The organism is Streptomyces sp. FH025 (genome assembly GCF_017427025.1).
In the GTDB taxonomy this organism is placed as follows: domain Bacteria; phylum Actinomycetota; class Actinomycetes; order Streptomycetales; family Streptomycetaceae; genus Kitasatospora.
On sequence record NZ_JAFLNG010000022.1, the window covers coordinates 1 to 21,686 of the forward strand.

The window sequence follows — 21,686 nt, forward strand, 5'->3', positions numbered from 1 at the left end:
AGGTCGAGCGCGGCGTCGTCCCAGCCCATCCGGTACAGCAGGTCGGGCAGCCGGCGGGCGGTGCCGGGGGCGACCAGGAACTGGAGCCGGCCGGTGGGCGGGGCGAGCACCGGGCCGACCTGGGTGCCCATCCGCTCCAGGCGGACCAGCGCCTGGAGACCGGCCTGCTCGGGGACGTCCAGCACGTCGAAGGCGCGACCGGTGGGGAAGAGCACCGAGGCCGCGGCTCCGGTGCCGCGGTCCCGGCCCCCGGCGCCCGGCACGGGGTGCAGCCCGGGCGCGGCGCAGCGGTGGGAGCCGCAGGGACAGCGGGTCTGGGCGGTGGCGCCGGTGACCGGGGTGCCGGTGGCGACCGCCCAGCCCCAGCGGCCGGTGTACTCCGCGGCGGCCTGGGACGCGGTGACCTTGGTGCGGCGGCGCGCGCCCAGCGGTGCCAGCCGCAGGTGCCCCAGTCGAAGTTCGCCGAACAGGTTGTCCATGCCTCCCCCAACAGGTTCTGGTTGCCGATGGTTACGGGACGGTGACTGTGAGTCGCTTTTCTGGTGCGTCGTGCGTGGTGCGGTGGCGGCGCGCAGCGCTTGGCGTGCGCCTGTTGCGGTCATGCGCCTCGGGCGCCGCCTTGTGGCGGAGGCGAGGATGGCGGATCGTCGTGTGCGTGAGGCGGTTGCCGTCCGGAGTGGATGGTGAACTCGCCTGTGACAGCGGTGGATTGCCGGATCCGCCAGGTCTTCCGGGATGGGCCGGGGGACTTGGCGGCCCGCATATGCCGGACCGTCGGGACTCCCTAAGTGAAGCGTGTGCCCCCGGGCTTCGGTTCACTCCTGGGGGTGGCGAAAGGTGGCGTTTCACCAACGCCGCTCCCGTGGGCACCTCGCGGGGCATTACGTTCAGCACACGGACGTCATCGGGGTACCTGCTCCGGGCCGTCGGAGAGCGGGAGTTGGGGATCTGACGCACCGTCCGCGACGATGGCACACCAGTACGACGAGGCGGTACCGCAACACCTCAGGCACGGCACGTCCGGCAAGAGCCCGAACCGTCGGGCGGTCACGATCGGGGGCCCCGCGAGGGGCCGGGCGGGATGGGACGCTCCCATGGCAGAGAAGCAACCGAATGAGAAGCTGACCACGTGGTTCGCCCGCAGTGGCTGGTCCAAGGGTGAGTTGGCCCGTCAGGTCAACCGTCGAGCCCGCCAGATCGGTGCCCACCACGTCTCCACCGACACCTCCCGGGTGCGCCGCTGGCTCGACGGCGAACAGCCCCGGGAGCCGATCCCCAAGATCATGTCCGAGCTGTTCTCCGAGCGCTTCGGCTCGGTGGTCTCGATCGAGGACCTCGGCCTGCGCGCCGCCATCCCGGTCTCCACGGTGGGCGGCGGCGTGGACCTGCCGTGGAGCGCGCCGCAGACCGTCCAGCTGATCAGCGACTACTCCCGCAGCGACCTCATGCTCAACCGCCGGGGCTTCCTCGGCACCTCGCTCGCGCTGACCGCCGGCGCCGCGCTGATCGAGCCGATGCAACGCTGGCTCGCCCCCGGCCCGACCGGCATGCCCACCCCGATCCTCACCGCGGCCAACGGCGGCGAGGCCTTCACCGGCAGGCTCTCCGAGCCCGAGCTGGAACTGCTGGAGCAGACCACGGTCATGTTCCGCCAGTGGGACGCGCAGAACGGCGGCGGCCTGCGCCGCAAGGCCGTGGTCGGCCAGCTCCACGAGGTCACCGACCTGCTCCAGGAGACGTACAACGAGGACACCACCAAGCGGCTGTTCCGGCTCACCGCCGAGCTCGCCCACCTGGCGGGCTGGATGTCGTACGACGTCGGGATGCACCCGAGCGCGCAGAAGTACTACGTGCTCGCGCTGCACGCCGCCAAGGAGGCCGGCGACCGCCCGTTCGGCGCGCTGATCCTCACCGACATGAGCCGCCAGATGATCCACCTCAACCGGGGCGAGGACGCCCTGGAACTCATCCACCTGGCGCAGTACGGCAGCCGTGACACCGCCACCCCGCGCCAGCAGTCGCTGCTGTACGCGATGGAGGCGCGCGCCTACGCCACCATCGGCGAGGTGAACCGCTGCGCCCGGGCGATCCGGCTGGCCGAGGACACCTTCACGGACATCCGCGAGGCGGACCAGGATCCGGACTGGCTGAAGTTCTTCTCCCCGGCCGAGCTCAACGCGGAGAACGCGCACTCCTTCCGCGACCTCGCCTACCACTCGGACAACGCCCAGCTGTACGCCTCGATGTCGGCGCCGGTGATGGAGCGGGCGGTCGACCTCTTCCGCCAGGACGACGACCACGTGCGGTCGTACGCCTTCAACCTGATCGGCATGGCCAGCGTGCACCTGCTGCAGAAGGAGGCCGAGCAGGCGGTCGTGATGGCCGAGCAGGCGGTGGACATCGCCACCAAGGTGCGGTCGGAGCGGCTGAACTCCCGGGTCCGCAAGACCACGGAGGCCGCGGCCGCCCGGTTCAAGGGCGTGGACGCGGTGAGCCGGCTCAAGGAGCGGGTGGTCCAGGACATCCCCGAGTTCGTCTCGGTGGTGTGACGCGGCCTTTCCGCTGAGGCCGCCACTGCGCCGACTCCTGCCACCGCGCAGACTCCCGCCACCGCGCTGACTCCACCGACCGTGCCGGCCGCCGCCGCCACGGTCGGTGGCGGTCGTGGCAGCGGCAGCGGCGGTCGTGGCGCCGGTGGTCTTGCGGCACCGGCGGCCCCGGGCGGCGGCCCGTTCACCCGTCCGGCCGTGCTTCGGGGCCACGGTTCACGCGCTCGTAACCCGCGCGACGCATGCGTCACGGCCGCGAAACAACCGGCCGCACTCGCCGAAACCAGCCTTCGGCACTCTCCTCTCATCGCCGACGCCCCCGGGTGGCACGGGACGTCCCGGGGTGGAGCGGCTTGGACGCAGAGGAGACGCCGATGCCGGACGGCTTCAGCGCGGGCGACACCGCCTTCGTGCTCATCAGTGCGGCCCTGGTCATGGTGATGACCCCGGGCCTGGCCTTCTTCTACGGGGGCATGGTCAGGGCCAAGAGCACCCTGAACATGCTGGCGATGAGCTTCCTCTCGCTCGGCATCGTCAGCGTGCTCTGGGTCCTGTACGGGTACTCGCTCAGCTTCGGGCCCGACGCCTTCGCGGGACTCATCGGGAACCTGGACTTCCTCGGGATGCGCGGCATCGGGCTGAACGAGCTGACCGGGTCCATTCCGGTGACGGCGTTCGCGGTCTTCCAGATGATGTTCGCGATCATCACACCGGCGCTGATCAGCGGCGCCGTCGCGGACCGGGCCAAGTTCGCCGCCTGGGGCCTGTTCATCGCGCTCTGGGTGACCGTCGTCTACTTCCCGGTCGCGCACTGGGTGTTCTTCTTCGACGGCGGCCACGGCGGCTGGCTGGGCGACCGCAACGGCGTGATCGACTTCGCCGGCGGGACGGCCGTGCACATCAACGCCGGGGTCGCGGGCCTCGCGCTCTGCCTGGTGCTGGGCAAGCGGGTCGGCTTCAAGAAGGACCCGATGCGCCCGCACAGCCTGCCGCTGGTGATGCTCGGCTCCGGGCTGCTGTGGTTCGGCTGGTTCGGCTTCAACGCGGGCTCGGCGCTGGCCGCCAACGGGGTGGCCGCGATGGCGGTGGTGAACACCCAGGTCGCCACCGGGGCGGCGCTGGTCGGCTGGCTGGTCTACGAGAGGCTCCGGCACGGCGCGTTCACCACACTGGGTGCCGCCTCCGGAGCGGTGGCCGGGCTGGTCGCGATCACCCCGGCCTGCGGCTCGGTCAGCCCGCTCGGCGCGGTGGCGATCGGCCTGGTCGCGGGCGCGGTCTGCTCCGCCGCCGTCTCGCTCAAGTACCGCTGGGGCTTCGACGACTCGCTCGACGTGGTCGGCGTGCACGCGGTGGGCGGGGCGGTCGGCTCGCTGCTGGTCGGCCTGTTCGCCACCGGCGGGGTCGGCCAGACCGCCAAGGGCCTGTTCTACGGCGGCGGGTTCGGCCAGCTCGGCAAGCAGGCGATGGGGGTGGCGGTGGTCGCGGCGTACTCCTTCGTGCTGTCCTGGCTGCTGGCCAAGGCGGTCGACCGGATGGTCGGTTTCCGGGTCACCGAGGAGGCCGAGGTGGGCGGCATCGACCAGGCCGAACACGCCGAGTCCGCCTACGATTTCAGCGCGGTGGGTGCGGGCCTGGCCCGGGCCGTGCAGACCCCGGGCCTCACCTTCGCGGCCCCGTCCCCGGCCGCCGCGCCCGCTGAGAAGTCCGCTGCGCCCGCTGAGAAGTCCGCTGCGCCCGCTGAGAAGTCCGCTGCGCCCGCCGAGAAGACCGCTGAGAAGAGCGCCGAGAAGACCGAGGTCGACGTCTGATGAAGCTCATCACCGCCGTGATCAAGCCGTACCGCCTGGACGAGGTCAAGGCCGCCCTGCAGGCCTTCGGGGTCCACGGCCTGACCGTCACCGAGGCCAGCGGCTACGGCCGCCAGCGGGGCCACACCGAGGTCTACCGGGGCGCCGAGTACACCGTGGACCTCGTGCCGAAGATCAGGATCGAGGTCCTGATCGAGGACGAGGACGCCGACGAACTGATCGAGGTCCTGGTCAAGGCCGCCCGGACCGGCAAGATCGGCGACGGGAAGGTGTGGAGCATCCCGGTCGACACCGCCGTCCGGGTCCGCACCGGCGAGCGCGGCCCGGACGCCCTGTAGCCCCGGCGCCCGGCATGACCACCCCGACCGACCCGGTGGACCCGGGCGACCACGCCGCCGCCCGGGCCGCGCTGCTCGCCGCCCCCGGCCTGACCGGCCGGCCCCGCCGCACCGCGCTCGCCCGGCTCACCGACGACTGGCTGGCCGGGCTGCTCGCCGCGGCCGGCGCCCCGCCGTCCGGCGTCGCGCTGGTCGCGGTCGGCGGCTACGGGCGGGGCGAGCTGTCCCCGCGCAGCGACCTGGACGTCCTGCTGCTGCACGACGGCCCGATCGCCCGCGAGCTGCCCGAGCGGGTCTGGTACCCGGTCTGGGACGCCGGCGCCCGGCTCGACCACTCGGTGCGCACCCTCGCCGAGGCCCGTATTGTCGCCGCCGCCGACCTCAAGGCCCAGCTGGGCCTGCTGGACGCCCGCCACCTCGCCGGGGACGGGGCGCTCACCGCCGCGCTGCGCTCCGCGGTGCTCACCGACTGGCGCGCGAGCGCCCCCGCGCGCCTGCCCGAGCTCCGAGAGCTGGGCCGGGAGCGGGCCGAGCGGCACGGCGAGCTGTCCTTCCTGCTGGAGCCCGACCTCAAGGAGGCCCGCGGCGGCCTGCGCGACCTGGTCGCGCTCGACGCCGTCGCCGCCAGCTGGCTCGCCGACGCGCCCCGGGACGGCCTGGCCGCCGCCGGGCTGCGGCTCGCCGACGTCCGCGACGCGCTGCACCTGGCCACCGGCCGGGCCACCGAGCGGCTCAGCCTCCACGACCAGGACCAGGTCGCCGAGCGGCTCGGCGTACTGGACGCCGACACCCTGCTGCGCCAGGTCTACGAGGCCGCCCGCACGATCGCCTACGCGAGCGACGTCACCTGGCGGGCGGTGGACCGGGTGCTCGCCGCCCGCTCCGGCCGGGGCCGCCGGGTGGGCCGACTGGCCATCCCCTTCACCGGTGCCGGGCGCGGCACCGGTGCGGTGGCCCGGGGCGCGGTCCAGCGCCGCCCGCTCGCCGAGGGCGTGGTCGAGCAGGACGGCGAGGCGGTGCTCGCCCAGGCCGCCCGCCCGGCCGCCGACCCGGTGCTGCCGCTGCGTGCCGCGGCCGCCGCCGCGCAGAACGGGCTGACCGTCTCCCACGCGACGGTGCGCCGACTGGCCGCCGAGTGCCGACCGCTGCCGGTGCCCTGGCCGGACGAGGCGCGCGAGCGACTGGTCGCCCTGCTCGGCGCGGGGGAGGCGGCCGTCCCGGTGTGGGAGGCGCTGGAGGCGCAGGGCCTGGTCACCCGGCTGCTGCCGGACTGGGAGCGGGTCCGCTGCCGTCCGCAGCGCAACGCGGTGCACCGCTGGACGGTGGACCGGCACCTGGTGGAGACGGCGGTCCGGGCCGCCGCGATGACCCGCCGGGTGGCCCGGCCGGACCTGCTGCTGGTCGCCGCGCTGCTGCACGACATCGGCAAGGGGTGGCCCGGCGACCACAGCGGGGCGGGCGAGGTGATCGTTCGCGACCTGGCCACCCGGATGGGCTTCCCGCCCGAGGACACCGAGACCCTGGCGGTGCTGGTCCGTCACCACCTGACGCTGGTGGACACCGCGACCCGGCGCGACCCGGACGACCCGGCCACCGTCGAGGCGATCACCAAGGCCGTCGGCACCCTGCCCGAGCTGGAGCTGCTGCACGCGCTCACCGAGGCGGACGCGCTGGCCACCGGCCCGGCCGCGTGGAGCCGCTGGCGCGCCTCGCTGGTGGACGGCCTGGTGACCCGGGCCGCAGCCCAGCTGGCCGGGGGCGCGGGTGGGGGCGCGGAGGTGGCGGCGGCACCGACCGCCGAGCAGGAACGGCTCGCGGTCGAGGCCGCCCGCACCGACGGTCCGGCGCTGTCGCTGCGGGCCCAGGCCCAAGCCCGGGCCGAGGGCGCGGACCCGGGCACCGAGCCGATGGGCGTCGAACTGAACCTGGCCGTCCCGGACCGGCCCGGCCTGCTCGGCACCGTCGCCGGGGTGCTCGCGCTGCACCGGCTGACCGTCCGCTCGGCGGGCCTGCGCGAGCTGGACCCGATCGGCGCCGGCCCGGTGCTGCTGCTGTCCTGGCGGGTGGCCGCCGAGTACGGCGAGCTGCCGGAGGCCGCCCGGCTGCGCGCCGACCTGCGCCGGGCGCTGGACGGTTCGCTGGACGTCGCCCGCCGCCTCGCCGAGCGGGACGCCGCCGCCCCGCGCCGTCGGGGCATACCGACCCCGCCGCCGCTGGTCGCGGTGGCCCCCGCGGTGGCCTCGGCGACCGCGACCGTCCTGGAGGTCCGTGCGCACGACGCCCCCGGGCTGCTGCACCGGATCGGCCGGGCGCTGGACGGGGCGGGCGTTCGGGTGCGCACCGCGTACGTCTCCACGCTGGGCGCGGAGGCCGTCGACTCGTTCTACCTGACCGATCCGGCGGGCCGCCCGCTCACCGCGGAACGGTCCGGGGTGGTGGTGGCGGCGGTCCGGGCCGCGCTGGGCTGAGAGCCGGTCCGGGCAGGGGTGGAGACCGTACCCGGGGCGGCCGGATACCCTGGGGGACGACGACCGTACCGATACCGATGCCGCAGAGGACCCGCGACGACGTGTTCGACACCCTTTCCGATCGCCTCGCAGCGACGTTCAAGAACCTCCGGGGCAAGGGCCGCCTGAGCGAGGCGGACATCGACGCCACCGCCCGCGAGATCCGCATCGCGCTGCTGGAGGCGGACGTCGCGCTGCCGGTCGTCCGGGCCTTCATCAAGCAGGTCAAGGAGCGGGCGCTCGGGTCCGAGGTCTCCGGCGCGCTGAACCCGGCGCAGCAGATCATCAAGATCGTCAACGAGGAGCTCATCGCGATCCTCGGTGGCGAGACCCGCCGGGTGCGGTTCGCCAAGAACGGCCCGACCGTCATCATGCTCGCCGGTCTGCAGGGTGCGGGTAAGACCACCCTCGCGGGCAAGCTGGGCCTCTGGCTGAAGAAGCAGAAGCACACCCCGCTGCTGGTCGCCTGTGACCTCCAGCGCCCCAACGCGGTCAACCAGCTCCAGGTGGTCGCCGAGCGGGCCGGCGTGGCCTTCTACGGCCCGCAGCCGGGCAACGGCGTCGGCGACCCGGTTCAGGTCGCCAAGGACTCGATCGAGTACGCCAAGCAGAAGCAGTACGACGTCGTCGTCGTCGACACCGCCGGCCGCCTCGGCATCGACGCCGAGCTGATGCAGCAGGCCGCCGACATCCGCGCCGCGGTGAACCCGGACGAGGTCCTGTTCGTCGTCGACGCGATGATCGGCCAGGACGCGGTCACCACCGCGCAGGCCTTCCTCGACGGCGTCGACTTCACCGGTGTGGTGCTCTCCAAGCTCGACGGCGACGCCCGCGGCGGTGCCGCCCTGTCGGTCGCGCACGTCACCGGTCGGCAGATCATGTTCGCCTCCAACGGCGAGAAGGTCGACGACTTCGACGCCTTCCACCCCGACCGGATGGCCTCGCGCATCCTCGGCATGGGTGACGTCCTCTCGCTGATCGAGAAGGCCGAGCAGACCTTCTCGCAGGCCGAGGCCGAGAAGATCGCCGCCAAGCTGCGCGGCGGCCCGAAGCAGTTCACCCTGGACGACTTCCTGTCGCAGCTGGAGCAGGTCCAGAAGATGGGCTCGATCTCCAAGCTGCTCGGCATGCTGCCCGGCATGGGGCAGATCCGGGACCAGATCAACAACATCGACGACAAGGACGTCAACCGGGTCGGCGCGATCATCAAGTCGATGACCCCGACCGAGCGCGCCGAGCCGGAGCTGATCAACGGCTCCCGCCGGGCCCGCATCGCCAAGGGCTCGGGCGTCCAGGTCGGCGAGGTCAAGAACCTGGTCGAGCGGTTCTTCGAGGCCCGCAAGATGATGTCCGCGATGGCCTCCGGCAAGGGCATGCCCGGCATGCCGGGGATCCCGGGCATGGGCGGCGGCTCGAAGAAGTCGGCCAAGAAGGCCCCGCAGGCCAAGGGCAAGCGCAAGAGCGGCAACCCGCTGAAGCGGGCGCAGGAGGAGGCCGCGGCCGCCGAGCGCCGCGCGCTCGGCGCGGGTGGCGGCCAGGCCCCGGCCGACGGCGGCGCGTTCGGCCTCGGCGCGGGCAAGGGCCCGGCGGACTTCGAGCTGCCCAAGGAGTTCAAGGACCTGCTGTAGTCCTTGACCGGTGCGTTTCCTGACCGGCCCTGATCGGCTCGGGCCGGTCTGGGCGGGTCTTCGATCGGCCCGTCGTTCGGTGATCTCCGGGCGGCGGGCCGCTCGCATGTCCGATGATGTTGGTGTGCGAGTGACGATCAGGGCCCCGAGGGCCGAGGACGTGGTGCTGTACGCCGAGGCGGTCCGCCGGTCCGCCGACCACATCGGGCGGTGGAACCCGGTCGAGCCGGACGGCCTGCCCGAACTGCTGGAGCGCCAGGGGGCGGGCCTGCGCACCTTCCTGATCTTCGACCGGGACACCGGCGGGCTGGTCGGCAAGGTGAACGTCGCCAACATCGTGATGGGCCGCTTCTGCAACGCGACGCTGGGCTACGACGCGTACCTGCCGTTCGCCGGCACCGGGCGGATGACCGAGGGCCTGCGGCTGGTCCTGGACCGCTGCTTCGCCCCGCAGTCGGCCGACGGGCTGGGCCTGCACCGGCTGGAGATCAACGTGCAGCCGGAGAACGAGCGTTCGATCGCGATGGCCAAACGGCTCGGCTTCCGGCACGAGGGCTTCACCCCGCGGATGCTGTTCCTCCAGGGGGACTGGCGCGACCACGAGCGCTTCGCGCTGACCGCCGAGGAGTGGCCGGGCGCCGAGATGTGACCCGCGCCGGGGCGGCCCCCGGCGCGGCGTTGCGGTTGGCCCGCCCGGACGCCTGTCCGTATCGTCCGGGGGGTGACCGAACCCGTGCCGCCGCGCCAGACCCCGGACCAGCCCTGGCGGTCCGAGGGCGCCCCACCCCCGCCACCGCCCCGCCGTCGCATGCCCGGCGGCTGGGGAGGCCTCGTCCTCACCGCACTCGTGGTGTTCCTGATCTCCGACCTGCTGCTGTCCTTCTTCGGCAACGAGGCCACCACCACGATCTCCTACACCGAGTTCAACAACCAGTTGAACAAGGGCAACATCACCAAGATCTACTCCAAGGGCGACTCGATCGAGGGCACCCTCAAGAGCGCCCAGCCCAAACCGGACGGCGGCAAGGGCGACTACACCGAGTTCGACACCCAGCGGCCGTCCTTCGCCGGGGACAACCTGTGGGCCACGCTGCAGCAGCACGGCGTCGAGGTCACCGCCACCTCGCCGGTCCAGCAGCGCAGCTTCCTCACTAACCTGCTGATCTCGCTCGCCCCGATGCTGCTGCTGATCTTCATCTGGGTGCTGCTCGCCCGCCGGATGGCCGGCGGCCTCGGCGCCGGGCCGCTCGGCCGCAAGGCCCCGCCCAAGCCGGTCACCGCCGAACAGGGCAAGCGCACCACCTTCGCCGACGTGGCCGGCATCGACGAGGTCGAGGCCGAACTCACCGAGGTGGTCGACTACCTGAAGAACCCCGACCAGTACCGCAGGCTCGGCGCCAAGATGCCGCGCGGTGTGCTGCTCAGCGGCCCGCCCGGGACCGGCAAGACGCTGCTCGCCCGGGCCGTGGCCGGCGAGGCGGACGTGCCGTTCTTCTCCGCCTCCGCCTCCGAGTTCATCGAGATGATCGTCGGCGTCGGCGCCAGCCGGGTGCGCGAACTGTTCGCCGAGGCCCGCAAGGTCGCCCCGGCCATCATCTTCATCGACGAGATCGACACCATCGGCCGCCAGCGCGGCGCCGGCGGCGGCATGGGCGGGCACGACGAGCGCGAGCAGACGCTCAACCAGATCCTCACCGAGATGGACGGCTTCACCGGCTCCGAGGGCGTCATCGTGATCGCCGCCACCAACCGGGCCGACGTGCTCGACCCGGCGCTGCTGCGCCCCGGCCGCTTCGACCGGCGGATCACCGTCAGCCCGCCCGACCGGGAGGGCCGCGCCGCCATCCTGCGCATCCACACCCGGGCCGTCCCGCTGGCCGGCGGCGCCGACCTCAACCAGCTGGCCAAGGTCACCCCCGGGATGACCGGCGCCGAGCTCGCCAACCTGGTCAACGAGGCCGCCCTGCTGGCCGTCAAGCGCAAGCAGGACACGGTCAACGAGCGGGACCTCTCGGACGCCCTGGAGAAGGTCCAACTCGGCGCGGTGCGGCCGCTGGTGATGCCGCAGGAGGAGCGCGAGCGGACGGCGTACCACGAGAGCGGGCACGCGCTGCTGGGCATGCTCCAGCCGGGTGCGGACCCGGTCCGCAAGATCACCATCGTGCCGCGCGGCCGCGCGCTCGGCGTCACCCTCTCCACCCCGGAGAACGACCGCTACTCGTACACCGAGCCCTACCTGCGCGGCCGGATCATCGGCGCGCTGGGCGGGATGGCCGCCGAGCAGGTGGTCTACGGGGTGATCACCACCGGCGCGGAGAGCGATCTGGAGCAGGTCACCAGCATCGCCCGCGGGATGGCCGGGCGCTGGGGCATGAGCGAGCGGGTCGGGCGGCTCACCGCGGTGCCCGCGGACGCGCAGGGCGCCGGTACGTACGGGCTCTCCGCCGCGCCGACCACCCTGGACGCGGTGGACGAGGAGGCCCGGCGGATCGTCGCCGAGTGCTACGAGGACGCGGTGCGGCTGCTGACCGAGCAGCGGCACCGGCTGGACGCGCTCGCGGCGGCGCTGCTGGAGGCGGAGACGCTGGACGAGGAGCAGGCCTACCGGGCGGCGGGGGTGCCGCGGAAGACGTCCGAGGAGGACGGGCCCGACGCTTCCGGTGGGAAGTCGATCGACCGGGCGTGAGCGGTACGACCGGGGGCGCTCGCCAGGGTGGCGGGCGCCCCCGGTTGCGTCCGTCGGGGTGGTGGGTGCCCCGGGTTGCGTCCGTCCTGGGTTGGTCCGTCCGAGTGGCGGGTGCCCCGGTCCTCGTTCGTCAGCGCGGCCGTTCGGCGACCAGGTAGCGGAAGACGTTCTCCATCCGGACCGAGCCGTCCGCGCGCAGGTACGGCTGCAGCGCCTCCTCCAGTTCCTTGGCCACCAGCGAGGCACCGGAGAACTCCTCGGCCGGCTCGAACAGCCCGGTGGAGAGCAGGCCGCGCACCGCGCTGTCCAGGTCCGGGTAGGCGAACGGGCAGCTGACCCGGCCGCTGCCGGCCGGGCGCAGGCCGGCCGGGGGGAGCAGATCCTCCAGGGCGCCGGGCACGCTCAGCTCGAAGGGGTCGCGTGCGCCGGTCCGGCCCGCCATCCGGCGCGCCACGTCCAGGACCGGGGCGCTCTCGCAGCGCTCCGGCGGGCCCCAGGCGGCCAGCACCACGTACCCGCCGGGGAGAGTGAGCCGGGCGGCCTCGGCGACCACCGAGCAGGGGTCGGCGGCGCCGGGCAGCTGCTCGAAAACCGTCACCAGCGAATGGGCCGAGCGGGGGACGGCGGCGCTCGGTTGCGGCCCGGCGCACACCCGCAGCCGGCGGTCCCGGGCCAGCTCGCGCAGCTCCTCCCGCGGCTCCTGCCCGGCGACCTGGGCACCCCGTCCGGCCGCGAGCAGCAGGGCCAGTCCGGACCGGCAGCCCAGCCCCAGCACGCTGCTCGCCGGGCCGACCTCCAACCGGTCGTAGACCGCCTCGTAGAGCGGCACCAGCATGCGTTCCTGGATCTCCGCCCAGTCGCGCGCCCGCGCGGGCCGGGCGGCCCCGGGCTGCGGGTGGTGCGATCGTGCGCCCGTCGGTCGTACGGTCGTACCGGTCGTCCGAGCTGAAGCCATCGCGGCCTCCCATCCGGTCCTTCGGTGTCCTGCTACGGCTCCCCCAAAGTCCCGCCCCACTCCAGCGAACAGCGGGTCGGGCCCGGCGTCCAGAGGGGTGCGGGGTGGTGCGCGCGTGTCGCGGTCGTGCGCCCCCTGCGGGAGCCGTCCCTGTGCCGCGGGTGTGAATCCGATTCGAAGTCGGGGGGCTGAGCCCCGTACCATTCGGCCCATGGCTAAGGCACCCGTTCTCACCCCTCAGGCGGAAGACTTCCCGCGCTGGTACCAGGACCTCATCAACAAGGCCGAGCTGGCCGACAACGGTCCGGTGCGCGGCACCATGGTCATCCGACCGTACGGCTACGGCCTGTGGGAGCGGATGCAGCAGGAGATGGACGCGCGCATCAAGAAGGCGGGCGCGCAGAACGCCTACTTCCCGATGTTCATCCCGCAGTCCTACCTGACCAAGGAAGCCGAGCACGTCGAGGGCTTCGCGCCCGAGCTCGCGGTGGTCACCCACGGCGGCGGCAAGCAGCTCGAGGAGCCGGTCGTGGTCCGGCCCACCTCCGAGACGATCATCAACGAGTACTTCTCCAAGTGGGTGCAGAGCCACCGCGACCTGCCCCTGCTGATCAACCAGTGGGCCAACGTGGTCCGTTGGGAGCTGCGCCCGCGCGTCTTCCTGCGCACCACCGAGTTCCTCTGGCAGGAGGGCCACACCGCCCACGCCACGTACGAGGACGCCCGCGCCTACGCGTCGATGATCCACACCGACGTCTACGGCGACTTCATGACCAACGTGCTCGGCATCGACGTCGTGCTCGGCCGCAAGACCGCCAAGGAGCGCTTCGCCGGCGCCATCAACACCCTCACCCTCGAGGGCATGATGGGCGACGGCAAGGCGCTGCAGATGGGCACCAGCCACGAGCTGGGCCAGAACTTCGCCAAGGCGTTCAACACCACCTACCAGCTGCAGGGTGCCGAGCGCGAGCACGTCTGGCAGACCTCCTGGGGCGTCTCGACCCGCATGGTCGGCGGCCTGATCATGTCCCACGGCGACGACAACGGTCTGCGGGTGCCCCCGCGCCTGGCCGCGGTCCAGGCCGTCGTGCTCGCCATCAAGGGCGACGACGCGGTCATCGCCAAGGTCCGCGAGATCGGTGCCGCGCTGGAGGCGGCCGGCATCCGGGTCGTCGTCGACGACCGCACCGACACCCCGTTCGGCCGCCGCGCCGTCGACTGGGAGCTCAAGGGCGTTCCGCTGCGCATCGAGGTCGGTCCGCGCGACCTGGAGAACGGCACCGCGATGCTGGCCCGCCGCATCCCGGGCGGCAAGGAGCCGGTCTCCATCGACGCCCTGGCCGCGCTGCTGCCGGGCATCCTGGACGAGGACCAGGCGCTCCTGCTGCGTCAGTCCCGCGAGCGCCGCGAGGCCCGCACCGTCGACGTCAAGACCATCGACGAGGCCGCCGAGGCCGCCGCGACCGGCTGGGGCCGGATCTCCTGGGCCGACCTCGGCCCGGAGGGCGAGGCCAAGCTGGCCGAGCAGGGCGTCTCGGTGCGCTGCATCGTCGCGGCCGACGGTTCGGTGCCGCAGTCGGACGACCAGGACGGCAATATCGCGATCGTCGCCCGCGCGTACTGATGCCTCTTACCCGCAGGTAATGACCGTTACCGGCGACATTTGCCCGGAATGCGGGTGAGTAAGAATCCGGTAACTTTCACAGAGGCGTCCCGGCACCGGACACCCCTACTGGCCGGTCAACTGCCGGTATTAACGGAATAGCGGTACGGTGTACGGCCCGTGGCCCTGTCAACTTCGACGGGTCCACGGGCCGTACGTCCAGGGGGCGACAGCCCGCCTCCCGGGACGGAATTCACGAGGCCCGCCGACTCTTCGACGGGCCGAAACCGGCAGGGGGTTGGTCTTGCGTCAGATCCGGAACGCGCAATTCGCGCGCAGTCGTGCATTCCTGGGAGTTCCCTGGGAATTCCCGGAGAACGGGAACATGCGGAACATCGGCTCGCTCTGCATCGTTGGTCTAGCGTGAGCACGACACAGCCCCTCGTTCTCGCGGCCGAACTGGCCGCCGCCTGGAGTGACATCCAGGCCTACCACCAGGACCTTCCCGACCTGGCCTCGCCCGAGGCCCTGATCGGCGAGTCCTCCTCGGCCTGTGGCACGCGGCTCGGCTTCGAGCGGCTCCTCCACGAGGCTGCCCACGGTCTGGCCGCGGCCCGGGACATCCGGGACACCTCGCGGGCCGGCCGCTACCACAACCGGCGCTTCCTGATGCTCGCCTCCGAGCTCGGTCTGGCGCACCCGGTCGAGCCGCACGCCAGCAGCGGCTTCTCCCAGGTGACCATGCTCAAGGAGACCCAGGAGCGTTACGCCGAGACCATCGAACGCCTGGACCGCGCCCTCGGTGCGCACCAGGAGGCGGTGGCCGGAGAGGGCGCGAACCGCGCCTTCCGCGGTCCGGCGGCCCGGCACGGCTCCTCCGGGGGCGGCGTCCGGGTCAAGGCGGTCTGCGGCTGCGGGCGCAACGTCCGCGTCGTGCCGTCGGTGCTCGCGCAGGCGTCGATCGTCTGCGGGGCGTGCCAGCAGCCGTTCAAGATCGCGTAGCCCGGTCGGGATCGCGTCGGGGTCGCGTCCGGATCGCGTAGCCGGGGAACCGGAACCGGCCGACGGCTGTGCGGGCAGCCGGTGTGGCCGGAGCGACCGACCGACTGACCGACCGACCGGATGGATCGGTACCGGTGAGTCCGTGGGCTGACCGGGAGCGGGGGCTCCCGGTCGGACCCTGAGCCGAGGCCGCCCGGGGTACGTGCGGGGGTGCGTGCAGGGTGCGGCGTCCAGGGCCGCGTGCGGGCGGTTCGCGCAGGGTGCGGCGTCCAGGGCCGCGTGCGGGCGGTTCGCGCAGGTATGGCAGAATGGACAGCTGAGTACTCGGCAGCCGGGCAGGACCCCTCTCTCCTACGGCTGGCGTGTCCCTTGAACGACCCGCCCCGCAACCCCACGCGGACGGCGAGGCCGCTCACCCACGTCAACACCAGGAGAATCCACTCCCGTGGCAGTCAAGATCAAGCTGAAGCGTCTCGGCAAGATTCGCTCCCCGCACTACCGCATCGTCGTCGCCGACGCCCGCACCAAGCGTGACGGCCGCGCGATCGAGGAGATCGGCATCTACCAGCCGACCTACAACCCCTCGAAGATCGAGGTCGACACCGACCGCGCCCAGTACTGGCTGTCCGTCGGCGCCCAGCCGACCGAGCCGGTGCTCGCCATCCTCAAGCTGACCGGCGACTGGCAGAAGTTCAAGGGCCTGCCGGCTCCGGAGCCGCTGAAGGTCGCCGAGCCGAAGGTCGAGGACTTCTCGCACCTGTTCGCCAAGGCCGTCGCCGGCTTCGAGGACGCCACCACCGGTGTCGCCATCACCCCGAAGGCCAAGAAGTCGGACAAGGCCGAGGCTGAGGCCGACGCCGCCGCCGAGGCCTGATCGTGATCGAGGACGCCCTCGACCATTTGGTGAAGGGCATCGTCGAGCACCCCGACGAGGTGCAGGTGCGCTCGCGCAACCTGCGTCGGGGCAACACCATCGAGGTGCGGGTGCACCCCGATGACCTCGGCAAGGTGATCGGCCGGGGCGGCCGTACGGCGCGCGCTCTGCGCACCGTGGTCGGCGCCCTCGGCGGTCGCAACGTCCGGGTCGACCTGGTCGACGTGGACAACATTCGCTGACGCAGCTGCTCGTTCAGCCGTCGGGCTTGAGGCCGACCGGGACGCATGTCGTCCCGGTCGGCCTTTTTCGTCGTGGCTTCCGTTTTCGTCGGGCCTTCCGTCTCGCCACCGTCCGTCTCGCCATCACTCGTTTCAGGAAATCCAGGAGAACGATCACCGTGCAGCTCGTCGTCGGCAGGATCGGCCGTGCCCACGGCATCAGGGGGGACGTCAGTGTCGAGGTCCGCACCGACGAGCCGGAACTCCGGCTCGGCCCCGGTGCCGTCCTGCTCACCGACCCGGCCTCGGCCGGACCGCTGACCATCGAGTCCGGGCGGGTGCACAGTGGCCGACTGCTGCTGCGCTTCGCCGGCGTCAAGGACCGCAACGCGGCCGAGGCGCTGCGGGGCACCCTGCTCATCTCCGAGGTCGACCCGGAGGAGCGGCCCGAGGACCCGGAGGAGTACTACGACCACCAGCTGATCGGCCTGGACGTGGTGCTGCTCGACGGCACCCTGGTCGGCGAGCTGACCGAGGTGGTCCACCTGCCCTACCAGGACCTGCTCACGGTGAAGAAGGCCGACGGCACGGAGGTGCTGGTGCCCTTCGTCAGCCAGATCGTGCCGACCATCGACCTGGAGAACCAGCGGGCCGTGATCACCCCGCCGGCCGGTCTGATCGACCCCGAGCAGGCTGAAGTCGCCCGCAGTGCGGCGGAGGAGCCGGAGGAGTCGGAGTGACCGTCGAACAGAGCGGTGCTGGTGTCGGTGTTGGTGTCGACGCGGGTGCGGGTGCGGGTTCGGGCGCTGATGCCGCTGTTGACGCCGGTGTCGCTGCGGGGGCTGCGGGTGCTGCCGAGGAGGCGGCCGGGCGGGTCGTCCAGTCCGGGATGCGGATAGACGTCGTCACGATCTTCCCCGAGTACCTGGAGCCCCTGAACATCTCGCTGGTCGGCAAGGCCCGTGCCCGCGGCCAGCTGGACGTGCACGTCCACGACCTGCGCGAGTGGACCCACGACGTGCACCGCACGGTGGACGACAGCCCGTACGGCGGCGGTCCCGGCATGGTGATGAAGCCCGAGCCGTGGGGCGAGGCGCTGGACGCGGTGGTGGCCGGCGGGCCCGAGGGCGAGCTGCCCACCCTGGTCGTGCCGACCCCGAGCGGGCGCCCGTTCACCCAGGAGCTCGCCCAGGAACTGGCCTGCCGCCCCTGGCTGGCGTTCACCCCCGCGCGGTACGAGGGCATCGACCGCCGGGTGATCGAGGAGGCGGCCACCCGGATGCCGGTGGTCGAAACCTCGATCGGTGACTACGTGCTGGCCGGCGGCGAGGTCGCGGTGCTGGTGATGGTCGAGGCGATCGCCCGGCTGCTGCCCGGGGTGCTCGGCAACGCCGAATCCCACCGGGACGACTCCTTCGCGCCCGGTGCGATGGCCGACCTGCTGGAGGGTCCGGTCTACACCAAGCCCGCCGAGTGGCGCGGCCGGACGGTGCCGGACGTGCTGCTCAGCGGCAACCACGGTCGGATCGCCCGCTGGCGCCGGGAGCAGGCCTTCGCCCGTACCCTGGCGAACCGCCCCGACCTGGTCGAGCGCTGGCGGTACGGCGCCTTCGACAAGAAGGACCGGGAGGCGCTCAGCATCCTCGGCCTCGCCTGGGACGAGGGGCTCGGCCGATTTCGGTCCGTGGCCGGTGATGTGGAAGAATAGGCGGCTGCTGTCTGTCGCTGGTTTCCCTTTCGTAGGGGGCACGTGGACCGGCGCCCCCGCCACGGGGGGATCGCCGTCAGCCGATGCGGCCCGCAGCAGACCCCATTGTGACGAACTTCCGTGGGCGGCCCGTGGCGCCTGCGATGGAGAGCAACATGAGCAACAAGCTCGCTGCTGTCGACGCGGCCTCGCTGCGCACCGACATCCCGGCCTTCCGCGCCGGTGACACCCTGAAGGTTCACGTCCGGGTCATCGAGGGCAACCGCTCCCGTGTCCAGGTCTTCCAGGGCATCGTCATCCGCCGCCACGGCTCCGGCATCGGTGAGACCTTCACCGTTCGCAAGGTCAGCTTCAACGTCGGCGTGGAGCGCACCTTCCCGGTGCACACCCCGGTCGTCGAGAAGATCGAGGTCGTGACCCGCGGTGCGGTTCGCCGCGCCAAGCTGTACTACCTGCGTGACCTCCGCGGCAAGGCCGCGAAGATCAAGGAGAAGCGCGACCGCTGATCCACCGGCCCCCGGCCTCGCCGGGGGATCGGAGAGCTCCGAAGGGCCGGGCCACCGCAAGGTAAGCTCACCCCCCGATGAGCACGCACGAACCACCCGCGGACCGCGACGGCAGTCCCGCACCTACCGGTGCGGACTCGCTGTCGCGGTCCGCGGTCGTTTCCGGGGGTGCCGCGGCTGCTCCCGCTGCCTCCGCTGCCTCCGAGGCTGCGGAGCCACACGATGGTGAGCGGCGGCGAGAGGGCGAGGAACCGGACGGGGGCGGGAAACCGGGGCCGGACACAGAGCCTGATTCGGGCGAGGAGCCCGGTCCGGACGAGGAGCCCGAGCGCTCGCGTTCGCGGGACCTGCTGCTGTTGGTCGGGATCTGCCTGGGGGCCCTGCTCCTGGTCAACGCCTTCGTCGCCCGGCCGTACGCGGTGCCCTCCGGTTCGATGGAGGAGACCCTGCGCCCGGGGGACCGGCTGATCGCGAACCAGCTCGCCTACGCCTTCGGCGGCCACCCTCAGCGGGGCGACATCGTGGTCTTCGACGGTACGGGTTCCTTCCTCCCGGCGTCGGCGGAGCCGCCCGGGTTCTGGGACGGACTGCGCTCGCTCGGCCGCGACCTCGGGCTGGCCCCGGCCGGAAACACCGTCTACGTCAAGCGGGTGATCGGTGTCGGCGGGGACCGGGTCACCAGCACCGGGCCGGGCGCGCCGATCACCGTCAACGGCGTGCCGGTGGATGAGACCTCCTACCTGGCCCCGGGAGACCAGCCGTCCGACGTGGCCTTCGACATCGTGGTGCCCGCCGGCAAGCTGTTCGTGCTGGGTGACCACCGGAGCGCCTCCCGGGACACGCGCGACCACCTCGGTGAGCCCGGAGGCGGCTTCGTACCCGAGGACAAGGTGATCGGCCGGGTGGACTGGGTGGTCTACCCGTTCTCGCGCTGGACCAGCCTGGACCGGCCCGCGGCCTTCGCCGTGACTGCGGGGACGGGTGGTCATGGGATCCAGGGGTAGGGGGCGGGGCGCCGACCGCCACGCCCCGGAACCGGGGGACGGCAGACCGGGCGGCGGTAGACCAGGCGGCGACAGACCGGGTGCCGTACCGCCCGACCCGGCCCCGCCGGCCCGAGGCCGTGCCGAGCGCCGCCGCAGCGCCCGACGCGCGGCCCGCTGGCGCAAGCGCTCACTGTTGCGGGAGTTCCCGCTGATCATCCTGGTGGCACTGCTGGTGGCACTGGTGATGAAGACCTTCCTGATCCAGGTGTTCGTGATCCCTTCGGGCTCGATGGAGCAGACCATCCAGGTCGGGGACCGGGTGCTGGTGGACAAGTTGACCCCCTGGTTCGGCAGTGAGCCGCAGCGTGGCGACGTGGTGGTGTTCAAGGACCCGGGCGGTTGGCTGGAGCACGATCGCAAGCCGACCGACGACGGCCCGGTACTGGGCGCGGCCAAGCAGGTGCTCACCTTCGTCGGGCTGTTGCCGTCCGAGAACGAGCAGGACCTGATCAAGCGCGTGATCGGCGTCGGCGGGGACACCGTCGAGTGTTGCGACGCGCAGGGGCGGCTCAGCGTCAACGGCCGCCCCGTGGAGGAGCCGTACCTGGCGCCGGGCAACCCGCCTTCCCGACAGCCGTTCAAGGTCACGGTGCCGAAGGGGCGCCTGTGGGTGATGGGCGACCATCGGGACGTCTCCGCCGACTCCCGCTTCCACATGGGAAATCCGGGGCAGGGCACCGTCCCGCTGAGCGACGTGGTCGGTCGCGCGTTCCTGATCGGCTTTCCGTTGGACCGCTTCCATCAACTCGATGAGCCGAGTTCACTCTCCTCTCTGGCCCTGGCTCCGCAGGTCGGCGGAACTACGCCGAAATCGATGGGCGTTGGGCCGGTTCCCGTGGAACCTCCGCTCGTTATGGGTGTGTTGGGCATCCTTCCGTTCGTCGTTCGTCGGCCGGGACGGCCTCCCGAGTGAGCCGCCCAGGGTGCCGAACGGCCGGATCGCGCGTGTGGAACCGCGAGCCGGATGCTCCGGAGTGATAGAGAAGTGCAGGTGCGGCCGGGAGTGGTCCCGGTCGTGCTCCGAAGCCGTGTTGGGTGTCAGGGGAGTCCGCCGTGGGCAGCCCTGATGCGTTCATGGCCGTGGTGAGCGTGGTGCCCGCTGTGCGGCACTCTGAGCGCGGGCGCGCGGGCGTCCGCACAGCAGGGAGGAGACGTTGTGGGGGATTTGGCGATCGGCGCCCGCTCAGGCGCCGGGGAACCCGAGGGCTCGAGCGGCCGGGTGACCCAGTCCGCGGAGTCCTCGGCACCGTCCGCCGCGGTCGACGACGCGGCGGCACAGTCCGCCGATGAGCACCACACCGGGGCAGACGGATCCCCGGAACCCCAGGAGCCGGAGACTGAGGCGGTGAACAGTACGGCGGGCAAGACTTCGGCCAAGCCTCGCAAACAGCGCTCCTTCCTGAAGGAGCTGCCGATCCTGATCGGCATCGCGCTGATCCTCGCTCTCGTGATCAAGACCTTCTTCGTCCAGGCGTTCTCCATTCCGTCGGAGTCGATGCAGAACACGCTGCAGGTGGGTGACCGCGTTCTGGTGGACAAGCTGACCCCTTGGTTCGGGGCCGAACCCGAGCGCGGAGAGGTCGTGGTCTTCCACGACCCGGGCGGCTGGCTGAACGACGAGCCCACCCAGCAGAGCAGCAACTCCTTCGTCCGCGGGGTGCAGGACGTGCTCAGCTTCGTCGGCCTGATGCCCTCCGCCAACGAGAAGGACCTGATCAAGCGGGTCATCGCGGTCGGCGGGGACACCGTCGAGTGCAAGGGCGACGGGCCGGTCAAGGTCAACGGTGTCGCGCTCGACGAGCCGTACATCTACGCGGGCAACACCCCTTGCGGCACGCAGCCCTTCGGCCCGGTGAAGGTGCCGGACGGCCGCATCTGGGTGATGGGCGACCACCGCGCCGACTCGCTGGACTCCCGCTTCCACATGGACCAGCCGGGCGGCGGCTCCGTGCCGGTGGACAACGTGATCGGGCGAGCCTTCGTGGTGGCCTGGCCGATCAGCCACTGGTCCACGCTCCCGGTGCCTGACACCTTCGACCAGAAGGGCCTGGCGGCGGCCTTGCCGGTGGCGCCGCCCGTGGCCGGCGCGGTGGGTGCCGTCGCCCTCCTTCCGCTGGTGCGTCGGGTTCGGACCCGGGCGGACCGCCGGAAGGAGTCCTGAGCTCCACCGGGTCCTCCCAGACCCTTGCGCGGGCCGTGGTACCGACGAGTAATCTGCTCGGACGTGCCACGGCCCGTCGGCGTCTCCGACCGAG

Annotated in this window: 19 protein-coding genes; 17 read left to right on the forward strand and 2 right to left on the reverse strand. The window is 72.3% G+C overall.

Annotated features, from left to right (window positions below; translation table 11 throughout):
- Positions 1-479 (reverse strand): DNA primase (locus J0670_RS03005; RefSeq protein WP_207809302.1); only part of this gene is annotated, 479 nt, incomplete at its 3' end.
- A gap of 615 nt (positions 480-1,094) precedes the next feature.
- Here J0670_RS03005 and J0670_RS03010 point away from each other — a divergent pair.
- From J0670_RS03010 to ftsH, 7 genes are all read left to right on the forward strand, one after another.
- The gene (locus J0670_RS03010; protein ID WP_207809304.1) at positions 1,095-2,549 is read left to right on the forward strand and encodes a hypothetical protein; all 1,455 of its coding nucleotides are present in this window, start codon (positions 1,095-1,097) and stop codon (positions 2,547-2,549) included.
- 374 nt (positions 2,550-2,923) lie between these two features.
- On the forward strand, positions 2,924-4,357 hold the full coding sequence (locus tag J0670_RS03015; RefSeq protein WP_207809335.1) for an ammonium transporter: 1,434 nt from the start codon (positions 2,924-2,926) through the stop codon (positions 4,355-4,357).
- Positions 4,357-4,695, forward strand: coding sequence for a P-II family nitrogen regulator (locus J0670_RS03020; protein WP_207809306.1), 339 nt, complete (start codon positions 4,357-4,359; stop codon positions 4,693-4,695). Before J0670_RS03015 ends, J0670_RS03020 begins: the two co-directional genes overlap by 1 nt.
- 14 nt (positions 4,696-4,709) lie before the next feature.
- Positions 4,710-7,163 carry a [protein-PII] uridylyltransferase gene (locus J0670_RS03025; protein WP_207809308.1) on the forward strand — a complete coding sequence of 818 codons (2,454 nt, stop codon included), beginning with the start codon at positions 4,710-4,712 and terminating at the stop codon, positions 7,161-7,163.
- A 101-nt stretch (positions 7,164-7,264) separates the two neighbouring features.
- Complete coding sequence (gene ffh, locus J0670_RS03030) at positions 7,265-8,830, forward strand: signal recognition particle protein (protein WP_207809337.1); 1,566 nt, start codon at positions 7,265-7,267, stop codon at positions 8,828-8,830.
- A gap of 106 nt (positions 8,831-8,936) precedes the next feature.
- Entirely contained in the window at positions 8,937-9,479 is a 543-nt protein-coding gene (locus J0670_RS03035) for a GNAT family N-acetyltransferase (RefSeq protein WP_207809310.1), read from the forward strand.
- A 72-nt stretch (positions 9,480-9,551) separates the two neighbouring features.
- A complete protein-coding gene (ftsH, locus tag J0670_RS03040; RefSeq protein WP_207809312.1) occupies positions 9,552-11,516 on the forward strand; it encodes an ATP-dependent zinc metalloprotease FtsH in 1,965 nt (654 codons plus the stop codon).
- Between the two features lie 130 nt (positions 11,517-11,646).
- Here the strand turns inward: ftsH and J0670_RS03045 are convergent, their stop codons facing one another.
- Complete coding sequence (locus J0670_RS03045; RefSeq protein WP_243436445.1) at positions 11,647-12,471, reverse strand: class I SAM-dependent methyltransferase; 825 nt, start codon at positions 12,469-12,471, stop codon at positions 11,647-11,649.
- 211 nt (positions 12,472-12,682) lie between these two features.
- Here J0670_RS03045 and proS point away from each other — a divergent pair, with 211 nt between their 5' ends.
- The 10 genes from proS to lepB (J0670_RS03095) all read left to right on the forward strand — a co-directional run bounded on the left by proS (position 12,683) and on the right by lepB (J0670_RS03095) (position 21,592).
- A complete protein-coding gene (gene proS / locus J0670_RS03050) occupies positions 12,683-14,095 on the forward strand; it encodes a proline--tRNA ligase (protein ID WP_207809313.1) in 1,413 nt (470 codons plus the stop codon).
- Between the two features lie 402 nt (positions 14,096-14,497).
- Entirely contained in the window at positions 14,498-15,076 is a 579-nt protein-coding gene (locus J0670_RS03055; protein ID WP_196946891.1) for a hypothetical protein, read from the forward strand.
- Between the two features lie 445 nt (positions 15,077-15,521).
- Positions 15,522-15,950 carry a 30S ribosomal protein S16 gene (gene rpsP, locus J0670_RS03060; protein WP_207809315.1) on the forward strand — a complete coding sequence of 143 codons (429 nt, stop codon included), beginning with the start codon at positions 15,522-15,524 and terminating at the stop codon, positions 15,948-15,950.
- Positions 15,951-15,952: 2 nt separating this feature from the next.
- On the forward strand, positions 15,953-16,192 hold the full coding sequence (locus tag J0670_RS03065; RefSeq protein ID WP_030056773.1) for an RNA-binding protein: 240 nt from the start codon (positions 15,953-15,955) through the stop codon (positions 16,190-16,192).
- Positions 16,193-16,350: 158 nt separating this feature from the next.
- Positions 16,351-16,911, forward strand: a complete 561-nt coding sequence (gene rimM, locus J0670_RS03070) for a ribosome maturation factor RimM (RefSeq protein WP_207809316.1) — start codon at positions 16,351-16,353, stop codon at positions 16,909-16,911.
- Between the two features lie 149 nt (positions 16,912-17,060).
- Positions 17,061-17,879 (forward strand): tRNA (guanosine(37)-N1)-methyltransferase TrmD, encoded by an 819-nt coding sequence (trmD, locus tag J0670_RS03075; protein ID WP_207809341.1) that lies wholly within the window; start codon positions 17,061-17,063, stop codon positions 17,877-17,879.
- A 155-nt stretch (positions 17,880-18,034) separates the two neighbouring features.
- Entirely contained in the window at positions 18,035-18,385 is a 351-nt protein-coding gene (gene rplS / locus J0670_RS03080; RefSeq protein WP_207809318.1) for a 50S ribosomal protein L19, read from the forward strand.
- A gap of 356 nt (positions 18,386-18,741) precedes the next feature.
- Positions 18,742-19,389 carry a signal peptidase I gene (gene lepB / locus J0670_RS03085; protein ID WP_243436446.1) on the forward strand — a complete coding sequence of 216 codons (648 nt, stop codon included), beginning with the start codon at positions 18,742-18,744 and terminating at the stop codon, positions 19,387-19,389.
- A 175-nt stretch (positions 19,390-19,564) separates the two neighbouring features.
- The gene (gene lepB / locus J0670_RS03090) at positions 19,565-20,344 is read left to right on the forward strand and encodes a signal peptidase I (protein ID WP_307806357.1); all 780 of its coding nucleotides are present in this window, start codon (positions 19,565-19,567) and stop codon (positions 20,342-20,344) included.
- Between the two features lie 432 nt (positions 20,345-20,776).
- Positions 20,777-21,592: a signal peptidase I gene (gene lepB, locus J0670_RS03095; protein ID WP_374223054.1), complete on the forward strand. Its 816-nt coding sequence runs from the start codon at positions 20,777-20,779 to the stop codon at positions 21,590-21,592.
- The last annotated feature ends 94 nt before the right edge of the window (positions 21,593-21,686 follow it).